This window comes from Klebsiella sp. CD33 (genome assembly GCF_051992865.1).
Classification (GTDB): Bacteria; Pseudomonadota; Gammaproteobacteria; order Enterobacterales; family Enterobacteriaceae; genus Klebsiella; species Klebsiella pneumoniae.
Window position 1 is genome coordinate 3967021 of the sequence record NZ_CP197023.1, and the last position, 16774, is coordinate 3983794.

At 57.5% G+C, this 16774-nt stretch carries 15 protein-coding genes and 1 pseudogene; 13 read left to right on the forward strand and 3 right to left on the reverse strand.

The genetic code is table 11. The annotated features are described in order from the left end of the window. Positions 1-251: 251 nt before the first annotated feature. Both tig and bolA read right to left on the reverse strand, forming a co-directional pair. On the reverse strand, positions 252-1550 hold the full coding sequence (gene tig / locus ACR809_RS19540; protein ID WP_004147333.1) for a trigger factor: 1299 nt from the start codon (positions 1548-1550) through the stop codon (positions 252-254). Between the two features lie 345 nt (positions 1551-1895). Further along, entirely contained in the window at positions 1896-2213 is a 318-nt protein-coding gene (gene bolA / locus ACR809_RS19545; protein WP_002891649.1) for a transcriptional regulator BolA, read from the reverse strand. Between the two features lie 302 nt (positions 2214-2515). Between bolA and ACR809_RS19550 the strand changes: the two genes are divergently transcribed. The 8 genes from ACR809_RS19550 (at position 2516) to ACR809_RS19585 (ending at position 10459) form a co-directional block, all read left to right on the forward strand. Then, positions 2516-3094: a lipoprotein gene (locus ACR809_RS19550; RefSeq protein ID WP_002891647.1), complete on the forward strand. Its 579-nt coding sequence runs from the start codon at positions 2516-2518 to the stop codon at positions 3092-3094. Positions 3095-3137: 43 nt separating this feature from the next. Further along, complete coding sequence (gene ampG / locus ACR809_RS19555) at positions 3138-4613, forward strand: muropeptide MFS transporter AmpG (RefSeq protein WP_004178749.1); 1476 nt, start codon at positions 3138-3140, stop codon at positions 4611-4613. Between the two features lie 479 nt (positions 4614-5092). Beyond that, positions 5093-6037 (forward strand): cytochrome o ubiquinol oxidase subunit II, encoded by a 945-nt coding sequence (gene cyoA / locus ACR809_RS19560; RefSeq protein ID WP_002891641.1) that lies wholly within the window; start codon positions 5093-5095, stop codon positions 6035-6037. Between the two features lie 19 nt (positions 6038-6056). Further along, positions 6057-8048, forward strand: coding sequence for a cytochrome o ubiquinol oxidase subunit I (gene cyoB, locus ACR809_RS19565; protein ID WP_002891638.1), 1992 nt, complete (start codon positions 6057-6059; stop codon positions 8046-8048). Further along, positions 8038-8649, forward strand: coding sequence for a cytochrome o ubiquinol oxidase subunit III (locus ACR809_RS19570; RefSeq protein ID WP_002891635.1), 612 nt, complete (start codon positions 8038-8040; stop codon positions 8647-8649). Before cyoB ends, ACR809_RS19570 begins: the two co-directional genes overlap by 11 nt. Then, the gene (locus tag ACR809_RS19575) at positions 8649-8978 is read left to right on the forward strand and encodes a cytochrome o ubiquinol oxidase subunit IV (protein ID WP_002891634.1); all 330 of its coding nucleotides are present in this window, start codon (positions 8649-8651) and stop codon (positions 8976-8978) included. Before ACR809_RS19570 ends, ACR809_RS19575 begins: the two co-directional genes overlap by 1 nt. 11 nt (positions 8979-8989) lie before the next feature. Continuing rightward, entirely contained in the window at positions 8990-9877 is an 888-nt protein-coding gene (gene cyoE / locus ACR809_RS19580; protein WP_002891629.1) for a heme o synthase, read from the forward strand. Between the two features lie 249 nt (positions 9878-10126). Continuing rightward, complete coding sequence (locus tag ACR809_RS19585; RefSeq protein ID WP_004178748.1) at positions 10127-10459, forward strand: hypothetical protein; 333 nt, start codon at positions 10127-10129, stop codon at positions 10457-10459. 39 nt (positions 10460-10498) lie between these two features. Here the strand turns inward: ACR809_RS19585 and ACR809_RS19590 are convergent, their stop codons facing one another. Then, complete coding sequence (locus ACR809_RS19590; RefSeq protein WP_002891624.1) at positions 10499-11257, reverse strand: IclR family transcriptional regulator domain-containing protein; 759 nt, start codon at positions 11255-11257, stop codon at positions 10499-10501. A 152-nt stretch (positions 11258-11409) separates the two neighbouring features. Here ACR809_RS19590 and ACR809_RS19595 point away from each other — a divergent pair, with 152 nt between their 5' ends. The 5 genes and pseudogenes from ACR809_RS19595 (at position 11410) to ACR809_RS19615 (ending at position 16772) form a co-directional block, all read left to right on the forward strand. Continuing rightward, positions 11410-12231, forward strand: coding sequence for a shikimate dehydrogenase family protein (locus ACR809_RS19595; protein WP_122051516.1), 822 nt, complete (start codon positions 11410-11412; stop codon positions 12229-12231). Beyond that, entirely contained in the window at positions 12228-13904 is a 1677-nt protein-coding gene (locus tag ACR809_RS19600; RefSeq protein WP_094644802.1) for an FAD-dependent oxidoreductase, read from the forward strand. The genes ACR809_RS19595 and ACR809_RS19600 overlap by 4 nt, the downstream gene beginning before the upstream one ends. Positions 13905-13917: 13 nt before the next feature. Beyond that, positions 13918-14238: an NIPSNAP family protein gene (locus ACR809_RS19605; protein WP_002891541.1), complete on the forward strand. Its 321-nt coding sequence runs from the start codon at positions 13918-13920 to the stop codon at positions 14236-14238. A 10-nt stretch (positions 14239-14248) separates the two neighbouring features. Then, a pseudogene (locus tag ACR809_RS19610) lies at positions 14249-15896 on the forward strand (FAD-dependent oxidoreductase). 57 nt (positions 15897-15953) lie between these two features. Then, the gene (locus ACR809_RS19615) at positions 15954-16772 is read left to right on the forward strand and encodes a sugar phosphate isomerase/epimerase family protein (protein ID WP_002891476.1); all 819 of its coding nucleotides are present in this window, start codon (positions 15954-15956) and stop codon (positions 16770-16772) included. The last annotated feature ends 2 nt before the right edge of the window (positions 16773-16774 follow it).

Below are 16774 nucleotides of genomic sequence, written 5' to 3' on the forward strand. Positions count from 1 at the left end.
GATTATCAGCCACAGTTTCTATCCGCTGAATGCGTCACCGCCTCTTCAATACGCGTGCGATTGCGGATGCAGTTGCCTCCCCCGGTAATGGGGATGGTGTTGCCATATTTCAAGCATAACAAGCTTTTGCTGTAACGCTATCATGGTTAATGCGTTTTCGCACCGTGCCTGTGGCTATCATTATCTTAAAAAAAAACCCGCCGCCTTTCGGCAACGGGTTTTTGCTCGAACCTTAAACGATAGCGGCGAAATTACGCCTGCTGGTTCATCAGTTCGTTGAAGGAAGTGGCTTTTTCAGACACTTTGGCTTTCGCCAGCACGGCTTCAACAGCCTGCTCTTCCAGCGCCACGTTGCGCATGTTGTCCATCAGCTCTTTGTTCTTGCTGTAGAACTCAACGACTTCAGACGGATCTTCGTACGCAGAAGCCATCTCTTCGATCAGGGCTTTTACGCGCTCTTCGTCAGCTTTCAGCTCGTTGGTGCGGATCACTTCGCCCAGCAGCAGACCAACAACGACGCGACGTTTAGCCTGCTCTTCGAACAGCTCGCGCGGCAGTTCCAGAGCCTGTTTCTCGTTGCCGCCGAAACGCTGAGCAGCCTGACGACGCAGCACGTCGATTTCGCTGTCGATCAGGGCAGCCGGAACGTCGATCTCGTTGGCTTTAACCAGACCTTCGATAGCCTGAGACTTCACGCGGTTACGCACAGCGCCTTTCAGCTCGCGTTCCATATTTTTACGCACTTCAGCGCGCAGGCCAGCGACGGAACCATCTTCCACGCCGAAACGTTTGATGAACTCTTCGGTCAGCTCAGGCAGTTCACGCTCTTCGACTTTCTTCAGGTTGATAACGAACTTAGCCGCTTTACCTTTCAGGTTTTCTGCGTGGTACTCTTCCGGGAAGGTCACGTCGATGGTGAACTCTTCACCCGCTTTGTGGCCTTTGATACCGTCTTCGAAGCCCGGGATCATGCGACCCTGGCCCATCGCCAGTACGAAGTCAGAGGCTTTGCCGCCTTCGAACTCTTCGCCGTCAACAGAACCGGTGAAGTCGATGGTTACGCGATCTTCAGCGTCAACCGCGCCTTCTTTTTCTTTCCAGGTCGCCTGCTGCTTGCGCAGAGTTTCCAGCATGGTATCAACGTCAGCGTCGGTGACTTCAACAACCGGTTTTTCAACTTCGATCGCGTCCAGACCCTGCAGTTCAACTTCCGGATACACTTCGAACTCTACCGCGTAGGTGAAGTCTTCGCCCAGTTTGTATTCGCCCGGAACGTAGTTCGGCGCGCCGGCCGGATTGATTTTTTCTTTGATGATCGCGTCAACGAAATGACGGCTCATCAGGTCGCCCAGCACGTCCTGGCGAACGGAAGCGCCATAGCGCTGAGCAACAATATTCATCGGCACTTTGCCTTTACGGAAGCCGTCAATGCGAACTTTTTTCGCTACGTTGACCAGCTCGCTTTTGACAGCATTCTCGATGCTGTCAGCGGCGATAGTAATCGTTACACGGCGCCCAAGGCCCTGAGTGGTTTCAACTGAAACTTGCATCTTGTTACCTCAAAAAAATCACAGTGCTCGGTCAACTCTGGAAGCGCGTGTAGGTGGCTTCGCAGAACCGGGATGCCCTCTTCAAATCAGAAACACATTCCCTGTCGTCAGAATCATCCCGAAGACATTCATATATAAGACGCGGCATTATAGCGGCATCACTTTTGTGAGTCGAGAACGGTTGTCGCCTGATGCTGCGGCATTTTTCACATTTCCCGCTCAAATTTGCCCGCAAAAGCGCTGACTTTGCGCATTTTCCAGGCAAAACAAAACGGCCCGTAGGCCGTTTTTGCTAAATCTGCAAGCAACATACTGGAAAAGCGCCAGCGGTTGCAAATGGGATTTCTAAGCGATACTCCCTGCGCCGCGGCACGGCGGCGAAGCAAATACCGTATCCTGTAATGCTTCCCATTCTTTAATCGTGTAGGTGTGCAGCGCCAGGGCATGCACCGTATTCGACAGCTCCTCGGTTAGCGTGCCGTAGATCATACGGTGGCGATTGAGGAAACGCTCGCCAGTGAAGCGATCGCTCACTAACACCACTTTAAAATGACTTTCAGAGCCCGCAGGGACGTTGTGACGATAACTTTCATCCACGACTTCGAGATACATCGGGTCGAACGCTGCTCTAAGTTTTGCTTCGATCTGTTCACGTATCATCATGAATTTTCTCCTCCGACAACGCTGAGATGCCGCCACTCCATTTAAATGTTAGCCGCTTTTACCGCTTCCATTAGGAGAAAACAACAAAAAATTAGCATTGTTCTGATATTTTCATTCAAAAGTATCACGTTTACTGGCTCTGGTCGCCAGATCCGTCGGGGAACGAGCCATTAACCGTGGCGGGACGCTCAGAAAACCGCCAGCACGATGGATTTACACGCGTTGCCACTTCCCCTTGCCGTTGGCAATGCTATGATGGCGGTAATTTTCCTTATAACAACACCATGCGTTGAGACCTGAACATGCTTAAGAAGATTCTTTTCCCGTTGGTCGCCATGTTTATGCTGGCAGGATGCGCCACGCCGCCGACCACCATTGAAGTATCGCCGAAAATCACGCTGCCGCAGCAGGATCCAAGCCTGATGGGCGTGACCGTCAGCATCAACGGCGCCGATCAGCGTCCGGACCAGGCGCTGGCGAAAGTGACGCGTGACAATCAGCTGGTCACTCTCACCGCCTCCCGCGATCTGCGCTTCCTGCTGCAGGAAGTGCTGGAGAAACAGATGACGTCTCGCGGCTACATGATTGGCCCGAACGGCGCGGTCGATCTGCAGATCATCGTCAACAAACTCTATGCTGACGTCTCTCAGGGTAACGTGCGCTATAACATCGCCACCAAAGCCGATATCGCCATCATCGCCACCGCGGCAAACGGCACGAAAATGACCAAAAACTACCGCGCCAGCTACTCCGTTGAAGGCGCCTTCCAGGCCTCGAACAAAAACATCGCTGATGCCGTCAACAGCGTCCTGACCGATACCATCGCCGATATGGCGCAGGACACCAGCATCCACGATTTCATCAAGCAAAACGCGCGTTAATGCTATCGCGAACCCGGCCTCCGCCGGGTTCGTGCTTTATGCTATGTCCAGCCATTACTTACGCATTTTTCAGCAGCCGAAATCAGCCATTTTGCTGATCCTTGGCTTCGCCTCCGGTCTGCCGCTGGCTCTCACCTCCGGTACCCTGCAGGCCTGGATGACGGTGGAAAATATCGATCTGAAAACGATCGGTTTTTTCTCGCTCGTCGGCCAGGCCTATGTCTTTAAATTCCTCTGGTCCCCGCTGATGGACCGCTACACGCCGCCGTTTCTTGGGCGTCGTCGCGGCTGGCTGTTGACCACCCAGGTATTACTCCTGCTGGCGATCGCGGCGATGGGCTTTCTTGAGCCGGTCACCCAATTACGCTGGATGGCGGCGCTGGCGGTGGTGATCGCCTTCTGCTCGGCGTCGCAGGATATTGTGTTCGACGCCTGGAAAACCGACGTGTTGCCAGCAGAAGAGCGTGGCGCCGGCGCCGCGATCAGCGTGCTGGGCTATCGCCTGGGGATGCTGGTCTCCGGTGGACTAGCCCTGTGGCTTGCCGACCGCTATCTCGGCTGGCAGGGGATGTACTGGCTGATGGCGGCGCTGCTGGTACCCTGTATTATCGCCACGCTGCTGGCGCCCGAACCGAGCGACGTTATCCCGGTTCCCAGATCGCTCGAGCAGGCGGTAGCCGAACCGCTGCGCGATTTTTTCGGCCGCAACAACGCCTGGCTGATTCTGCTGCTCATCGTCCTTTATAAGCTTGGCGATGCGTTTGCCATGAGCCTGACCACCACCTTCCTGATCCGCGGCGTGGGATTTGACGCTGGCGAAGTGGGAATGGTGAACAAAACCTTAGGCCTGTTCGCCACCATTCTCGGCGCCCTGTACGGCGGCGTCCTGATGCAGCGGCTGACGCTGTTTCGGGCACTGCTCATTTTCGGTTTGCTGCAGGGGGTCTCTAACGCCGGCTACTGGCTGCTGTCGATTACCGATAAGCACCTCTATTCCATGGCGACCGCGGTATTCTTTGAAAACCTGTGCGGGGGAATGGGGACGGCGGCATTTGTCGCGCTGCTGATGACGCTATGTAATAAGTCGTTCTCCGCCACCCAGTTCGCGCTGCTCTCGGCGCTCTCTGCGGTCGGTCGCGTATACGTTGGGCCGATTGCCGGCTGGTTTGTCGAGGCTCACGGCTGGTCGACCTTCTATCTCTTCTCTGTCGTTGCGGCGGTGCCGGGGATTGCCCTATTGCTGCTGTGCCGGCAAACGCTTGAGCATACCCAACGCACCGCAAGCTTTATGCCGCGTAGCGAGTTCCCGCAGGCCTATGCGCTGGCGCTGGGGATCCTGACTCTGGGCTGCCTGCTGCTCGCGGTGTGGCTGGCGCTGCTGATCCTCAACGCGCTGGATTATACGTCGTTCTCCTTCCTGTCCGGCCTGCTGGAGGTTGCCGCGCTCACCGCCGTCGGCGGGATTTTGTTCGGCGGCCTGCTTGACTATCTGGCGCTGCGTAAAACCCGCCTGATTTAAGGATCCAGCCTCATTATTAGCCGTTGTAATTACGAAACGTAATTATAACGGCTTATTAACGCTTTTATATTGTCCGCCGCGCTATTTGTTGTTTTGTGCGTTTTTGATTTCTGGAAATTATTGACAGTTTTCGTTCGATTCTTTAAATAATTTAACCGATTCAGCTCCGGGGATTTTATTTTTCGTTTTCACAATGTCTTTTATTTGATAATTAAATGTTAAACAATTGTTCTAATTTGTGGGTGGTTATGCCCATTAGCCGCTAAGCACTCCTTTTCTTATCCCTTTCGTTATCAATCCCGCGAAAATCAGGCTTTGCAAGCGATTAAGTAACACTACGTTACATATGTGACAAACCAAGCAGAAGCCGCTAACACAGAACTGACAGAGATCCAATCATGTTTACAGTAATGCAACCTTACCGTAAAATGCCCATACACTTTAAACGCCACCAGATCCCGTGGAATTGAGGTCGTTCAATGAGACTCAGGAAATACAATAAAAGTTTGGGATGGATGTCATTAATCGCAGGTACTGTATTACTCAGTGGTTGTGATTCTGCACTCCTTGACCCAAAAGGACAGATTGGACTGGAGCAACGCTCTTTGATTCTGACGGCCTTCGGCCTGATGATGATTGTCGTTATTCCCGCCGTCTTGATGGCAGTAGGATTTGCCTGGAAGTATCGCGCGAGCAATAAAGATGCGAAGTATAGCCCGAACTGGTCACACTCCAACAAAGTGGAAGCTGTGGTCTGGACGGTACCTATTCTGATCATCCTGTTCCTGGCCGTTCTGACCTGGAAAACCACTCACGCACTGGAACCAAGCAAACCGCTTGTCCATGACGAGAAGCCAATCACCATCGAAGTCGTATCGATGGACTGGAAATGGTTCTTTATCTATCCGGAACAGGGTATTGCTACCGTTAACGAAATCGCCTTCCCGGCGAACGTACCGGTACACTTCAAAGTGACCTCTAACTCGGTGATGAACTCGTTCTTTATTCCGCGCTTAGGTAGCCAGATTTATGCAATGGCCGGTATGCAGACTCAGCTGCACCTCATTGCTGACGAAGCTGGTACTTATGACGGTATCTCCGCTAGCTACAGTGGCCCGGGCTTCTCAGGTATGAAGTTCAAAGCGATTGCCACCCCGGATCGGGCGACTTTCGATCAGTGGGTTGCAAAAGCCAAACAGTCTCCGAACTCCATGGACTCCATGGCCGCGTTCGAGAAAGTGGCTGTGCCTAGCGAATACAACAAAGTGGAATATTTCTCTAACGTGAAACCGGATCTGTTCAAAGATGTTGTGAACAAATTCATGTCTCACGAGAGCATGAACATGTCTAAACCTGAAGGCGAGCACGCTGCTCACGACGGGATGGAAGGCATGGACATGAGCCACGCGGAAACCGCTCACTAAGGGGCCGAGGAAGAAAACGATGTTCGGAAAACTTACACTGGATGCAGTGCCCTACCACGAACCTATTATCGTGGTAACGGTGGCTGCGATTATCATTGGGGGACTGGCGCTTCTGGCAGCCATCACTTACTTCGGTAAGTGGTCCTACCTATGGAACGAGTGGCTGACTTCTGTCGACCACAAACGTCTCGGTATCATGTACGTTATCGTGGCAATCGTCATGCTGCTGCGTGGCTTTGCTGACGCCATCATGATGCGTAGCCAGCAGGTGCTGGCTTCGGCCGGGGAAGCCGGCTTCCTGCCGCCTCATCACTACGATCAGATCTTTACCGCCCACGGCGTTATCATGATCTTCTTCGTGGCGATGCCGTTTGTTATCGGTCTGATGAACCTGGTGGTTCCGCTTCAGCTCGGCGCGCGCGACGTAGCCTTCCCGTTCCTCAACAACCTGAGCTTCTGGTTCACCGTTGTGGGCGTGATTCTGGTTAACCTGTCTCTGGGCGTTGGTGAGTTCGCGCAGACCGGTTGGCTGGCCTATCCGCCGCTGTCGGGAATTGAGTACAGTCCTGGCGTAGGGGTTGATTACTGGATTTGGGCGCTGCAGCTCTCCGGTATCGGTACTACCCTGACCGGTATTAACTTCTTCGTGACCATTATCAAGATGCGCGCCCCGGGCATGACCATGTTCAAGATGCCAGTATTCTCCTGGGCATCTCTGTGCGCTAACATCCTGATTATCGCCTCGTTCCCAATTCTGACCGTCACCATCGCGCTGCTGACCCTGGATCGTTACCTGGGCACCCATTTCTTTACCAACGATATGGGTGGCAACATGATGATGTACATCAACCTGATTTGGGCCTGGGGTCACCCGGAAGTGTACATCCTGGTTCTGCCGGTGTTCGGGGTCTTCTCCGAAATCGCCGCGACCTTCTCGCGTAAGCGTCTGTTCGGTTACACCTCTCTGGTATGGGCAACCGTCTGTATTACCGTTCTGTCGTTCATCGTTTGGCTGCACCACTTCTTCACCATGGGTGCTGGCGCGAACGTAAACGCCTTCTTCGGTATTACTACCATGATTATCGCGATCCCGACCGGGGTTAAGATCTTCAACTGGCTGTTCACCATGTATCAGGGTCGCATCGTCTTCAACTCGGCGATGATGTGGACTATCGGCTTTATCGTGACCTTCTCCGTAGGTGGGATGACCGGCGTGCTGCTGGCGGTACCGGGCGCGGACTTCGTTCTGCACAACAGCCTGTTCCTGATTGCGCACTTCCATAACGTTATCATCGGCGGCGTAGTGTTCGGTTGCTTCGCAGGTCTGACCTACTGGTGGCCGAAAGCCTTTGGCTTCACCCTGAACGAAACCTGGGGCAAACGCGCTTTCTGGTTCTGGATCATCGGCTTCTTCGTGGCGTTTATGCCGCTGTACGTGCTGGGCTTCATGGGTATGACCCGTCGTCTGAGCCAGCAGATCGATCCGCAGTTCCACCCGATGCTGGTTATTGCAGCTTGCGGTGCGGCGCTGATCGCCTGCGGTATTCTGTGCCAGCTGATTCAGTTCTACGTGTCTATTCGCGACCGCGATCAGAACCGTGACCTGACCGGTGACCCGTGGGGTGGCCGTACGCTGGAGTGGGCAACCTCTTCTCCACCGCCGTTCTACAACTTCGCTATCGTTCCTCAGGTTCACGAACGTGATGCCTTCTGGGAAATGAAAGAGAAAGGTGAAGCGTACAAACAGCCTGCTCACTATGAAGAAATTCATATGCCGAAAAACAGCGGCGCCGGCATCGTGATTGCCGCCTTCGCTACGGTATTTGGTTTCGCCATGATCTGGCATATCTGGTGGATGGCGATCGCCAGCTTCATCGGCATCGTAGCGACCTGGATTATTAAGAGCTTTGACGAGGACGTGGATTACTACGTACCGGTTGCAGAAGTCGAAAAACTGGAAAAACAGCATTTCGATGAGATTAACAAAGCAGGGCTGAAAAATGGCAACTGATACTCTTGCGCATACTGCCCACGCGCATGAACACGGGCACCATGATACAGGACCGATGAAGGTATTCGGTTTCTGGATCTACCTGATGAGCGACTGCATTATCTTCGCTACGCTGTTTGCTACCTATGCCGTTCTGGTGAACGGCACGGCCGGCGGACCGACGGGCAAAGATATTTTCGAACTGCCGTTCGTTCTGGTTGAAACCGCACTGCTGCTGTTCAGCTCCATCACCTACGGCATGGCGGCTATCGCCATGTACAAAAACAACAAAAGCCAGGTGGTTTCCTGGCTGGCGTTGACCTGGTTGTTTGGCGCCGGATTCATCGGGATGGAAATCTATGAATTCCATCACCTGATCATGGAAGGCTTTGGTCCGGATCGTAGTGGCTTCCTGTCCGCGTTCTTCGCGCTGGTCGGCACCCACGGTCTGCACGTGACCTCCGGTCTTATCTGGATGGCGGTGCTGATGTTCCAGGTTTCACGTCGTGGCCTGACCAGCACTAACCGCACGCGTATCCTGTGCCTGAGCCTGTTCTGGCACTTCCTGGACGTCGTGTGGATCTGCGTGTTCTCGGTTGTCTATCTGATGGGGGCGATGTAATGAGTCATTCTACCGATCATAGCGGCGCTTCTCACGGCAGCGTGAAGAGCTACATGACAGGATTTATCCTGTCCATCATCCTGACGGTCATTCCGTTCGCCATGGTGATGAGTGGCTCCGCCTCGCATGCGGTTATCCTTGGCACCATTCTGGTGACCGCTGTGGTGCAGATCGTGGTACACCTCGTGTACTTCCTGCATATGAACAGCAAGTCCGATGAAGGTTGGAACCTGACCGCATTTATCTTCACCGTAATCATCATTGCGATCGTGGTTGTCGGCTCCATCTGGATTATGTGGAACCTGAACTACAACATGATGATGCACTAAGAGCGGCGAGTATGTTTAAGCAATACCTGCAAGTAACGAAACCAGGCATTATTTTTGGCAACCTGATCTCCGTGATCGGCGGTTTCCTGCTGGCCTCCAAAGGCCACATCGACTATCCGCTGTTCGTCTGGACGCTCCTTGGAGTATCCCTGGTGGTCGCCTCGGGTTGTGTATTCAACAACTACATCGACCGGGACATCGATCGTAAGATGGAACGGACGAAAAACCGGGTGCTGGTCAAAGGGCTGATCTCGCCAGAAGCTTCGCTGGTGTACGCCACCTTGCTGGGTATTGCTGGCTTCATGCTGCTGTGGTTCGGCGCTAACCCGCTGGCCTGCTGGCTGGGGGTGATGGGGTTCGTGGTTTATGTCGGCGTCTACAGCCTGTACATGAAACGCCACTCCGTCTACGGCACGCTGATTGGCTCACTCTCCGGCGCTGCGCCGCCGGTGATTGGCTACTGCGCGGTCACCGGTGATTTCGACAGCGGTGCGGCGATCCTACTGGCTATCTTTAGCCTGTGGCAGATGCCTCACTCCTACGCCATCGCGATTTTCCGCTTTAAGGATTATCAGGCGGCGAATATTCCGGTGCTGCCGGTGGTGAAAGGCATTTCGGTCGCCAAAAACCATATTACGCTGTACATCGTCGCCTTTGCCGTGGCAACCCTGATGCTCTCGCTGGGCGGCTACGCCGGGTATAAATACCTGGTCGTGGCGGCAGCGGTCAGCGTCTGGTGGCTGGGCATGGCGCTGCGTGGCTATAAAGTGGCCGATGATAAAGTCTGGGCGCGTAAGCTGTTCGTCTTTTCTATCGTCGCCATCACCGCGCTGTCCGTGATGATGTCCGTTGACTTTATGGTGCCGGATTCACATAGTCTGCTGGCTTACGTGAGATAATTACGCACTCCCGTACGATCTAAAGCCCCGTATTTACGGGGCTTTTTCTTTCCTGTTTCATCATCGCTTTCTTTCTCATTTCATACTTCCCTCCCCTCTTCCGACGCTTTCCCGCTATCTTTCATATCAAAAAATGAGGAAAAATTGAGCCAGCACACACCGGGCATCACTCGCGCCGCACGGTCCTGCGATGCTACCTTTCGCCGGGGCTCTTGCCCCTTTGGGAAATAATCACTACAAGGAATTGCAATGAAAGAGTTAACACTGAACGAAATGGAGTATATCTCCGGTGGCTTTAATCTGTTCGGCGCAGCCAGCGGCTTCGCCAGCTTTGTCGCCAACTCTGGCGTCGGCTTCACCTCTTTTGTTCTGACCTCCGGCACCGCATTTGCCTCCTTCGTCGGCGACAGCGCGATGGCGTTTGGTTCCTTCCTGACCGGACAGTCAAACTGGGAAACCTTTGTGACCGCCGGAAAGGAAAACTGGGGAAGCTTTGTTAACACCGCCGGCAACAGCTGGAATACTTTCGTGAATAACGCGGCCAGCGACTGGAACACCTTTCTGACCAAAGCGTCGGCCTAAGCGACGTCTATCTTAGGGCAGCGCCACTGGCTGCCCTGTTTAACCCACCAGCATCGCCTGCGCGCTGTAGAGCAGATCGAGGTGATCGCGGCATAACGCTTCCAGCGAAGTGCGCGATTGATGACTGGTCAGACTCAGCGCCCCCCACCAGGTCCCTTCCCTGTCGGTTAACGGCACCGCCAGCACCAGCATGCCAATCTCAAACTCCTGCTCAATAGTGGCGTATCCCTGGCGCCGTACCTGGGCGATTTTCTCCATCAGCGACGCAATATCGGTCACCGTATAGGGGGTACGTTGTTCCCGGGTTATGCGCTGCAGGACGGTCTCACACTCTGCTTCCGGCAGCGAAGCCAGCCACAATCGCCCCCCGGCGGTACAGAAAATGGGCACCCGCTCCCCAAGCCGCACCGACGTAGAGTTGAACGGCGTATGCCGACTGCGGGCGATATAGACCAGTTCATCTTCATCCACCACCCCCACCGAGGCGTGCTCTTCGGTCCGGCTGGCAATGTATTCGACAATCGGCCGTACCATGCGAGGAAACTGCGCCGAATCGACATAGGCCTGGCCAAGCCGCAGCGTCTTTGGGGTAAGCCAGTAATAGCGCCCGTCGGTTTGCAGATATCGCTCATGCAGGAGCGTCAGCAGAAAACGTCGCGCGGCGCTTTGCGTCAGGCCGCTCATTTTCGCCGTCTGGGCGACGGTGAGCTTTGGGCAGGTTTTGGAAAAAAGCTGAATTAGCGCCAGCCCTTTTTGTAAACCGACGATCAGATCGCGTGGATGAATGGTGTTTTGCATATTCGCTCACATTTTTGCAACATCATTATCGATTTCCTGCGATTATCGCAGCGTTCGTGCGATTAACAACCGACATGTCCGAATTCTGCGTTGTCGCTCCCAGCTTCCACTGAAATACTTTCACAACATTCATTTAACAAATGAGGTTTGAAATGGTCAGTGGAACTACCCAGGTTGTCGCCGTGATTGGTCATCCGATCGCCCAGGTGAAATCACCGGATAACTTCAACCGCTACTTTGCCGAACAGCACATGGACAGCGTCATGATCCCGTTGGATATCGTCCCGGACGCGGTGGCCGCCTACCTCAACGCCCTGCGCGGCTGGCAGAACATGACCGGCGTGCTGGTGACGGTGCCGCATAAACAACGCGCCGCCGCGCTGGTCGACGACCTCACGCCGCGCGCCCGCCGACTCAACGCCGTCAATGTGATCCGCAAGCTGGCGGATGGCCGCCTGCAGGGCGATATGCTGGACGGCGTCGGCTTTCAGCTCGCCGCCGAGGCGCAGGGTTTTCAGCCGGCAGGTAAGCAGGCGCTGCTCTCCGGTTGCGGCGGCGTCGGCAGCGCCATCGCCTGGGGACTGTGCGAGGCGGGGATCCGTCGGCTGGCCCTGCACGATCAAACCCCGGCCACCCGGCAGCGCCTGCATGACCTTCTGGCTGAGGCCTTTCCGGCGGTGCAACTGAGCGCGCTGCCAGACACCCTTTACGGCCTCGATCTACTGGTTAATGGCTCACCGGCCGGCATGGCCGGATTTGATGAGCTGCCTCTACCGCAGGCGCTTCTGGATACGCTCGACAGCGCCACTCATGTGGCCGACGTTGTCACCGCCCCGGTGATGACGCCGTTGCTCACTTTCGCCGCCGCCCGTGGTTGCAAAGTACAGACCGGGCCGGAAATGGCGCTGGCGCAGATGAGGCTGATGGGCCAGTTTATCGGCGCCATCCCGCAGGCGCAGGGAGCGGCGGCATGAAGAGCTGGGATGTGATCGTCATCGGCAGCGGCGCGGCCGGTTTTGCCGCCGCGGTCACCGCCTGCTGTAAAGGGCTGTCGGTGCTGATGCTGGAGAAAGCCGGCCAGTTCGGCGGCACCTCGGCCATCTCCGGCGGCGCCGTGTGGCTGCACGATACCGACCAGGCGCGCGCCGAGGGCAAAAGCGGTAGCGCCGAGGCGATGAAAACCTACCTGCGAACCATTATCGGCGAGGGCCAGTACCGTGAAGATCTCGCCGAAGCGTTTGTCAGCGCCGGGCGGGAGGCGCTGGCCTTTCTCGAGCGTGAGGGGGCAGTAAAGTACAGCCTGCGTCCGCTCTCGCCCGATTACTATCCGGATGAACCCGGCGCAGTCGACGTCGGGCGCGCGCTGGAGGTGGTGGAGTATGACGGCCGTGAACTGGGGGACGCGTTTCGCGACCTGCGTTCGCCGCCGCCGGGGATGCTGCTGTTTGGCGGGATGATGGTCAACCGCGTCGATATTCAACATTTTCTCGACATGCGCCGCTCGCTGCGCTCCCTGGCCCATTGCACCCGGCTGCTGCTGCGCTATGCCCGCGACCGGGTGAAGTACCCTCGCGGTACCCGCCTGGCGATGGGCAATGCGCTGATTGCCCGCATGGCGACTACGGCGCTGCGTAAAGGCATGAACCTGCGGCTGAATGTCAATGTTCTGACGCTGTGCGAAGCGCAAGGCGCGGTCCGCGGGGTGGAGATTGAGTATCAGGGGCAAAAAGAGACGCTGCACGCCCGCCGCGGGGTGGTGCTGGCAGCAGGCGGCTTCGCCGCGGGCGCGCTGGCGGCGCGCTATCGGCCGCACACCCGCGAACACTTCACCATGTCGCCGCCGGCCAATGATGGCGCCGCGCTGCGTCTCGCGGCGGCGCTTAACGCTCGCGAGGGAGCCGATCGGCCATCCAACTTTTTCTGGGCGCCGGTATCGGTGCTGACCCGGGCCGACGGCAGCGAGGAGCGCTTCCCCCATCTGGTAACCGATCGCGCAAAACCGGGCGTGATTGCCGTCAATCAGCGGGCGGTACGCTTCGTCAACGAGTCCAGTTCCTATCACCATTTCGCCAGCGCAATGCAGGATGCAGCGGAAAATGCCCCCTGTTTTTTACTCTGCGACGCCCAGGCGATGAAGCGTTATGGCCTCGGACTGGCGCGCCCGGCGCCGGTCAATAATGACGCCCTGGTCGCCGCCGGCTATCTGCACAAAGCCGATACCCTGGCCGCGCTGGCGCAACAGCTTGGTCTGGATGCCCAAACCCTGAGCGAGACGGTAGCCCGCTACAACCGCGACGCCGCGCAGGGCGTGGATCGGGAATTTGCTAAAGGCGGCAACAGCTATAACCGGGCGATGGGCGATCCGGGCCATCAGCCTGACGCCTGTAATGCCCCCCTGCTCAGCGCGCCGTTCTATGCCATCAAACTTTATACCGGCGATCTGGGGACCTCACGGGGCCTGGTCACCACCGCCGATGCCCAGGTCGTCAATACCCAAGGAAACCCCATCCCGGGGCTGTACGCGGTGGGAAACGACATGGATTCGCTGATGGCCGGCACCTATCCGGGCCCCGGCATCACCCTCGGCCCGGGGCTGACGTTTGGCTATCTCGCCGCCTGCCATCTGGCACAACACTCCACCCACTAATCAGGAAAACATCATGATCTACGAAAAACGCACGTACACCATCAATCCGCTGAAAATGGCCGACTGGCTGGCGCTGTACCAAAGCGATGCCCTGGCGGTGCAAACCGACCATCTCGGCCAGCTAATCGGCTTCTTTTTTACCGAGATCGGCGTGGTCAATCAGGTAGTGCACATCTGGGCTTATGAAAGCCTGGACGATCGTCTGGTGCGCCGCGCGCGGATGGCCCAGGACGAACGCTGGCAGACCTTCTCGCGTAAAAATCGCGAACTGGCCGCCGTGGAACGCCTCGAGTCGGTGCTGATGCGCCCCACCGCTTTTTCACCTCTGCAGTAAGGAGTCCAACATGAGCGGGCCTGTGAAGGTGGATGTGCTGGTGGTCGGCTCCGGCGCCGCGGGGCTCTCTGCCGCGGTGACTGCGGCGATGCACGGCGCCAGCGTCATGGTGGCGGAGAAAGCGTCAGTGCTCGGCGGAACCAGCGCCTGGTCCGGCGGCTGGCTGTGGATCCCCCGCAACCCGCTGGCGCGGGCGGAGGGCATCGACGAAGCAGCCGACGCGCCGCTGACCTATCTGCAGCATGAGATGGGGGGCGAAGCCGCCGATATTCGTCTGCAAACCTTCCTGCGTTACGGGCCGGAGATGGTGGAATTTTTCCATCAGCGGACGGCGGTGCAGTTTCTCTCGGGCAGCGCCATGCCGGACTTTCACCCGTCGCCGGGTGCGGCGAACGGTGGGCGGTCGGTCACCGCGCAACCCTACGATGGCCGCCTGCTCGGCGACTGGCTCCATCGCCTGCGTCCGCCGCTGGAAACCATTAGCCTGGGCGGGATGGGCATCGCCGGCGGCGCGGATATGGCGCATTTTTTCAATGCCACCCGCTCGCCGCGCTCCGCGCTGTATGCTGCCCGCCGCCTGCTGCGCCACGGCTGGCAGCGGCTACGCGCCGGACGGGGGCAGCATCTGGTCAATGGCAATGCGCTGGTCGCCCGTCTGCTGCGATCCGCCCTCGACGCCGGCGTGCGTTTTCAGCTCAATGCCCCGGTGGTCCGGCTGCTGCAGGGTCCGCCGGGCGTGTCCGGCGCGGTGTTGCGCAGCGACGGCGGGGAGATTCACGTCGAAGCTGGCGCAGGTGGTGCCCCACGCGGCGGAGGGTTACGGCCATTTCTCCGCCGCACCGCCGGACAATCAGGGCGAGGGGATCAGGCTTGGCGAATCCGTCGGCGGCCAGTTCGACACTTCCCTGCGCCACCCGCTGGCCTGGGCGCCGGTGTCCCGCGTCACTCTGGCCAGCGGCCAGCAGCTAATGTTTCCTCATCTGGTGGAGCGCGCCAAACCCGGGGTGATCGCCGTTCTGCCCAACGGCAAACGTTTTGTTAACGAGGCCGACTCTTATCATGACGTTATCGCCGCCCTGCTGGCGGCCACACCCGCGGGCGACACGCCACAGGCGTGGCTGCTGGCCGATCGTCGTACGCTGCGTCGCTACGGCCTGGGCCACGCCAGACCGTTCCCGTTCACCCCCACCGCCTGGCTGCGTACCGGCTATCTGCAGCGAGGAAACACCCTGGCGGAGCTGGCGAAGCAGTGCGCTATCGACGCCAATGCGCTGGCGGAAACCGTTGAACGCTTTAACCACTTCGCCAGCACTGGCGAAGACGTCGATTTTCACCGCGGGGCATCAGCCTATAACCGCGCCCAGGGTGACCATCAGGTGACGCTCGGACCGCTGCGCGAAGGGCCGTTCTACGCGGTGCGCATTCTGCCCGGCTCGCTGGGCACCTTCAGCGGATTGCAAACCGACGAACACGCCCGGGTGCTGGATGAACAGCAGCAGCCGATACCGGGTCTGTACGCCATCGGCAACGACATGTCGAGCGTGATGCGCGGCTATTACCCCAGCGGAGGGATCACCCTCGGGCCCGCCATGACCTTCGGCTATCTGGTGGGTAAAAATCTGGCAGAAAAAACAAATATAAACAATAACATAGTTTGATTTCCACGAATGGATGCACCCTAACTCTCTTCACCTGCAACTGTACCGGAGCCCTTTATGAACAAGCGTACCCTATCGCTCGCCGCGCTGACCCTGCTCGATGTCCCTCCCCCCGAACAGGTGCGGATTGCGGCCAGAACCGGTTTTACCCACGTTGGACTGCGACTGCTCCCCGCCACACCGACCGACCCGGACTACGACATGCTGGGCGATACCCCGGCCGTCCGGGCGACGCTCGCCGCGTTGATGGAAACTGGCATCCGCGTGTCGGACGTGGAGATCGTCCGCCTGACCCCCGGGTTTACCCTCGACGATCGGCTGCAGCGTTTTATGGAGACCGCCGCGCGTCTTGGCGCCGGACAGGTGTTAGTCGCCGGCAATGATGACAACCTTCAGCGCAGCGCTGACAACCTCGCCATCCTCGCCGCGGCCGGTCGTCCATTTGGGCTGACCATGAATCTTGAGCCGATGCCCTGGACCCAGTTGCGCAACATCGCCGCAGCGCAAGCACTAATCGCCGCCAGCGGGCGGGAAGATATCGGCATTCTGGTGGACGCTCTCCATTTCTGGCGCGCGGGAGAATCGCTCGCCGCCCTCTCCAGCCTGCCCGCGCATCATCTCAACTATATGCAACTCTGCGATGGCGCGGCGCAGAGGCCGGAGAGCGAGCAGGAACTTATCCGCCAGGCCCGCTCGGCGCGCAACGTGCCGGGGGAAGGCGGTCTGGATCTGCATGGTCTGATGTCGGCCCTGCCGGCGACCCTGCCGGTCTCTCTCGAAGTGCCGCTTGACGGCGAGCAAGGCGCCCTGCCGCCTCTTCAGCGGGCGCAGTTACTGTTCGATGCCGCGCAGCCCTACCTGCGCGCCTGCGCATAAGG

Bases quoted from the DNA above. Each gene is read 5' to 3' on its own strand.
- ACR809_RS19615 (WP_002891476.1), top strand. From the start codon at position 15,954: ATGAACAAGCGTACCCTATCGCTCGCCGCGCTGACCCTGCTCGATGTC.
- ACR809_RS19600 (WP_094644802.1), top strand. From the start codon at position 12,228: ATGAAGAGCTGGGATGTGATCGTCATCGGCAGCGGCGCGGCCGGTTTT.
- tig (WP_004147333.1), bottom strand. From the start codon at position 1,550: ATGCAAGTTTCAGTTGAAACCACTCAGGGCCTTGGGCGCCGTGTAACG.
- cyoB (WP_002891638.1), top strand. From the start codon at position 6,057: ATGTTCGGAAAACTTACACTGGATGCAGTGCCCTACCACGAACCTATT.
- ACR809_RS19575 (WP_002891634.1), top strand. From the start codon at position 8,649: ATGAGTCATTCTACCGATCATAGCGGCGCTTCTCACGGCAGCGTGAAG.
- cyoE (WP_002891629.1), top strand. From the start codon at position 8,990: ATGTTTAAGCAATACCTGCAAGTAACGAAACCAGGCATTATTTTTGGC.
- cyoA (WP_002891641.1), top strand. From the start codon at position 5,093: ATGAGACTCAGGAAATACAATAAAAGTTTGGGATGGATGTCATTAATC.
- ACR809_RS19595 (WP_122051516.1), top strand. From the start codon at position 11,410: ATGGTCAGTGGAACTACCCAGGTTGTCGCCGTGATTGGTCATCCGATC.
- ACR809_RS19570 (WP_002891635.1), top strand. From the start codon at position 8,038: ATGGCAACTGATACTCTTGCGCATACTGCCCACGCGCATGAACACGGG.
- ACR809_RS19550 (WP_002891647.1), top strand. From the start codon at position 2,516: ATGCTTAAGAAGATTCTTTTCCCGTTGGTCGCCATGTTTATGCTGGCA.
- ACR809_RS19605 (WP_002891541.1), top strand. From the start codon at position 13,918: ATGATCTACGAAAAACGCACGTACACCATCAATCCGCTGAAAATGGCC.
- ACR809_RS19585 (WP_004178748.1), top strand. From the start codon at position 10,127: ATGAAAGAGTTAACACTGAACGAAATGGAGTATATCTCCGGTGGCTTT.
- ampG (WP_004178749.1), top strand. From the start codon at position 3,138: ATGTCCAGCCATTACTTACGCATTTTTCAGCAGCCGAAATCAGCCATT.
- ACR809_RS19590 (WP_002891624.1), bottom strand. From the start codon at position 11,257: ATGCAAAACACCATTCATCCACGCGATCTGATCGTCGGTTTACAAAAA.
- bolA (WP_002891649.1), bottom strand. From the start codon at position 2,213: ATGATGATACGTGAACAGATCGAAGCAAAACTTAGAGCAGCGTTCGAC.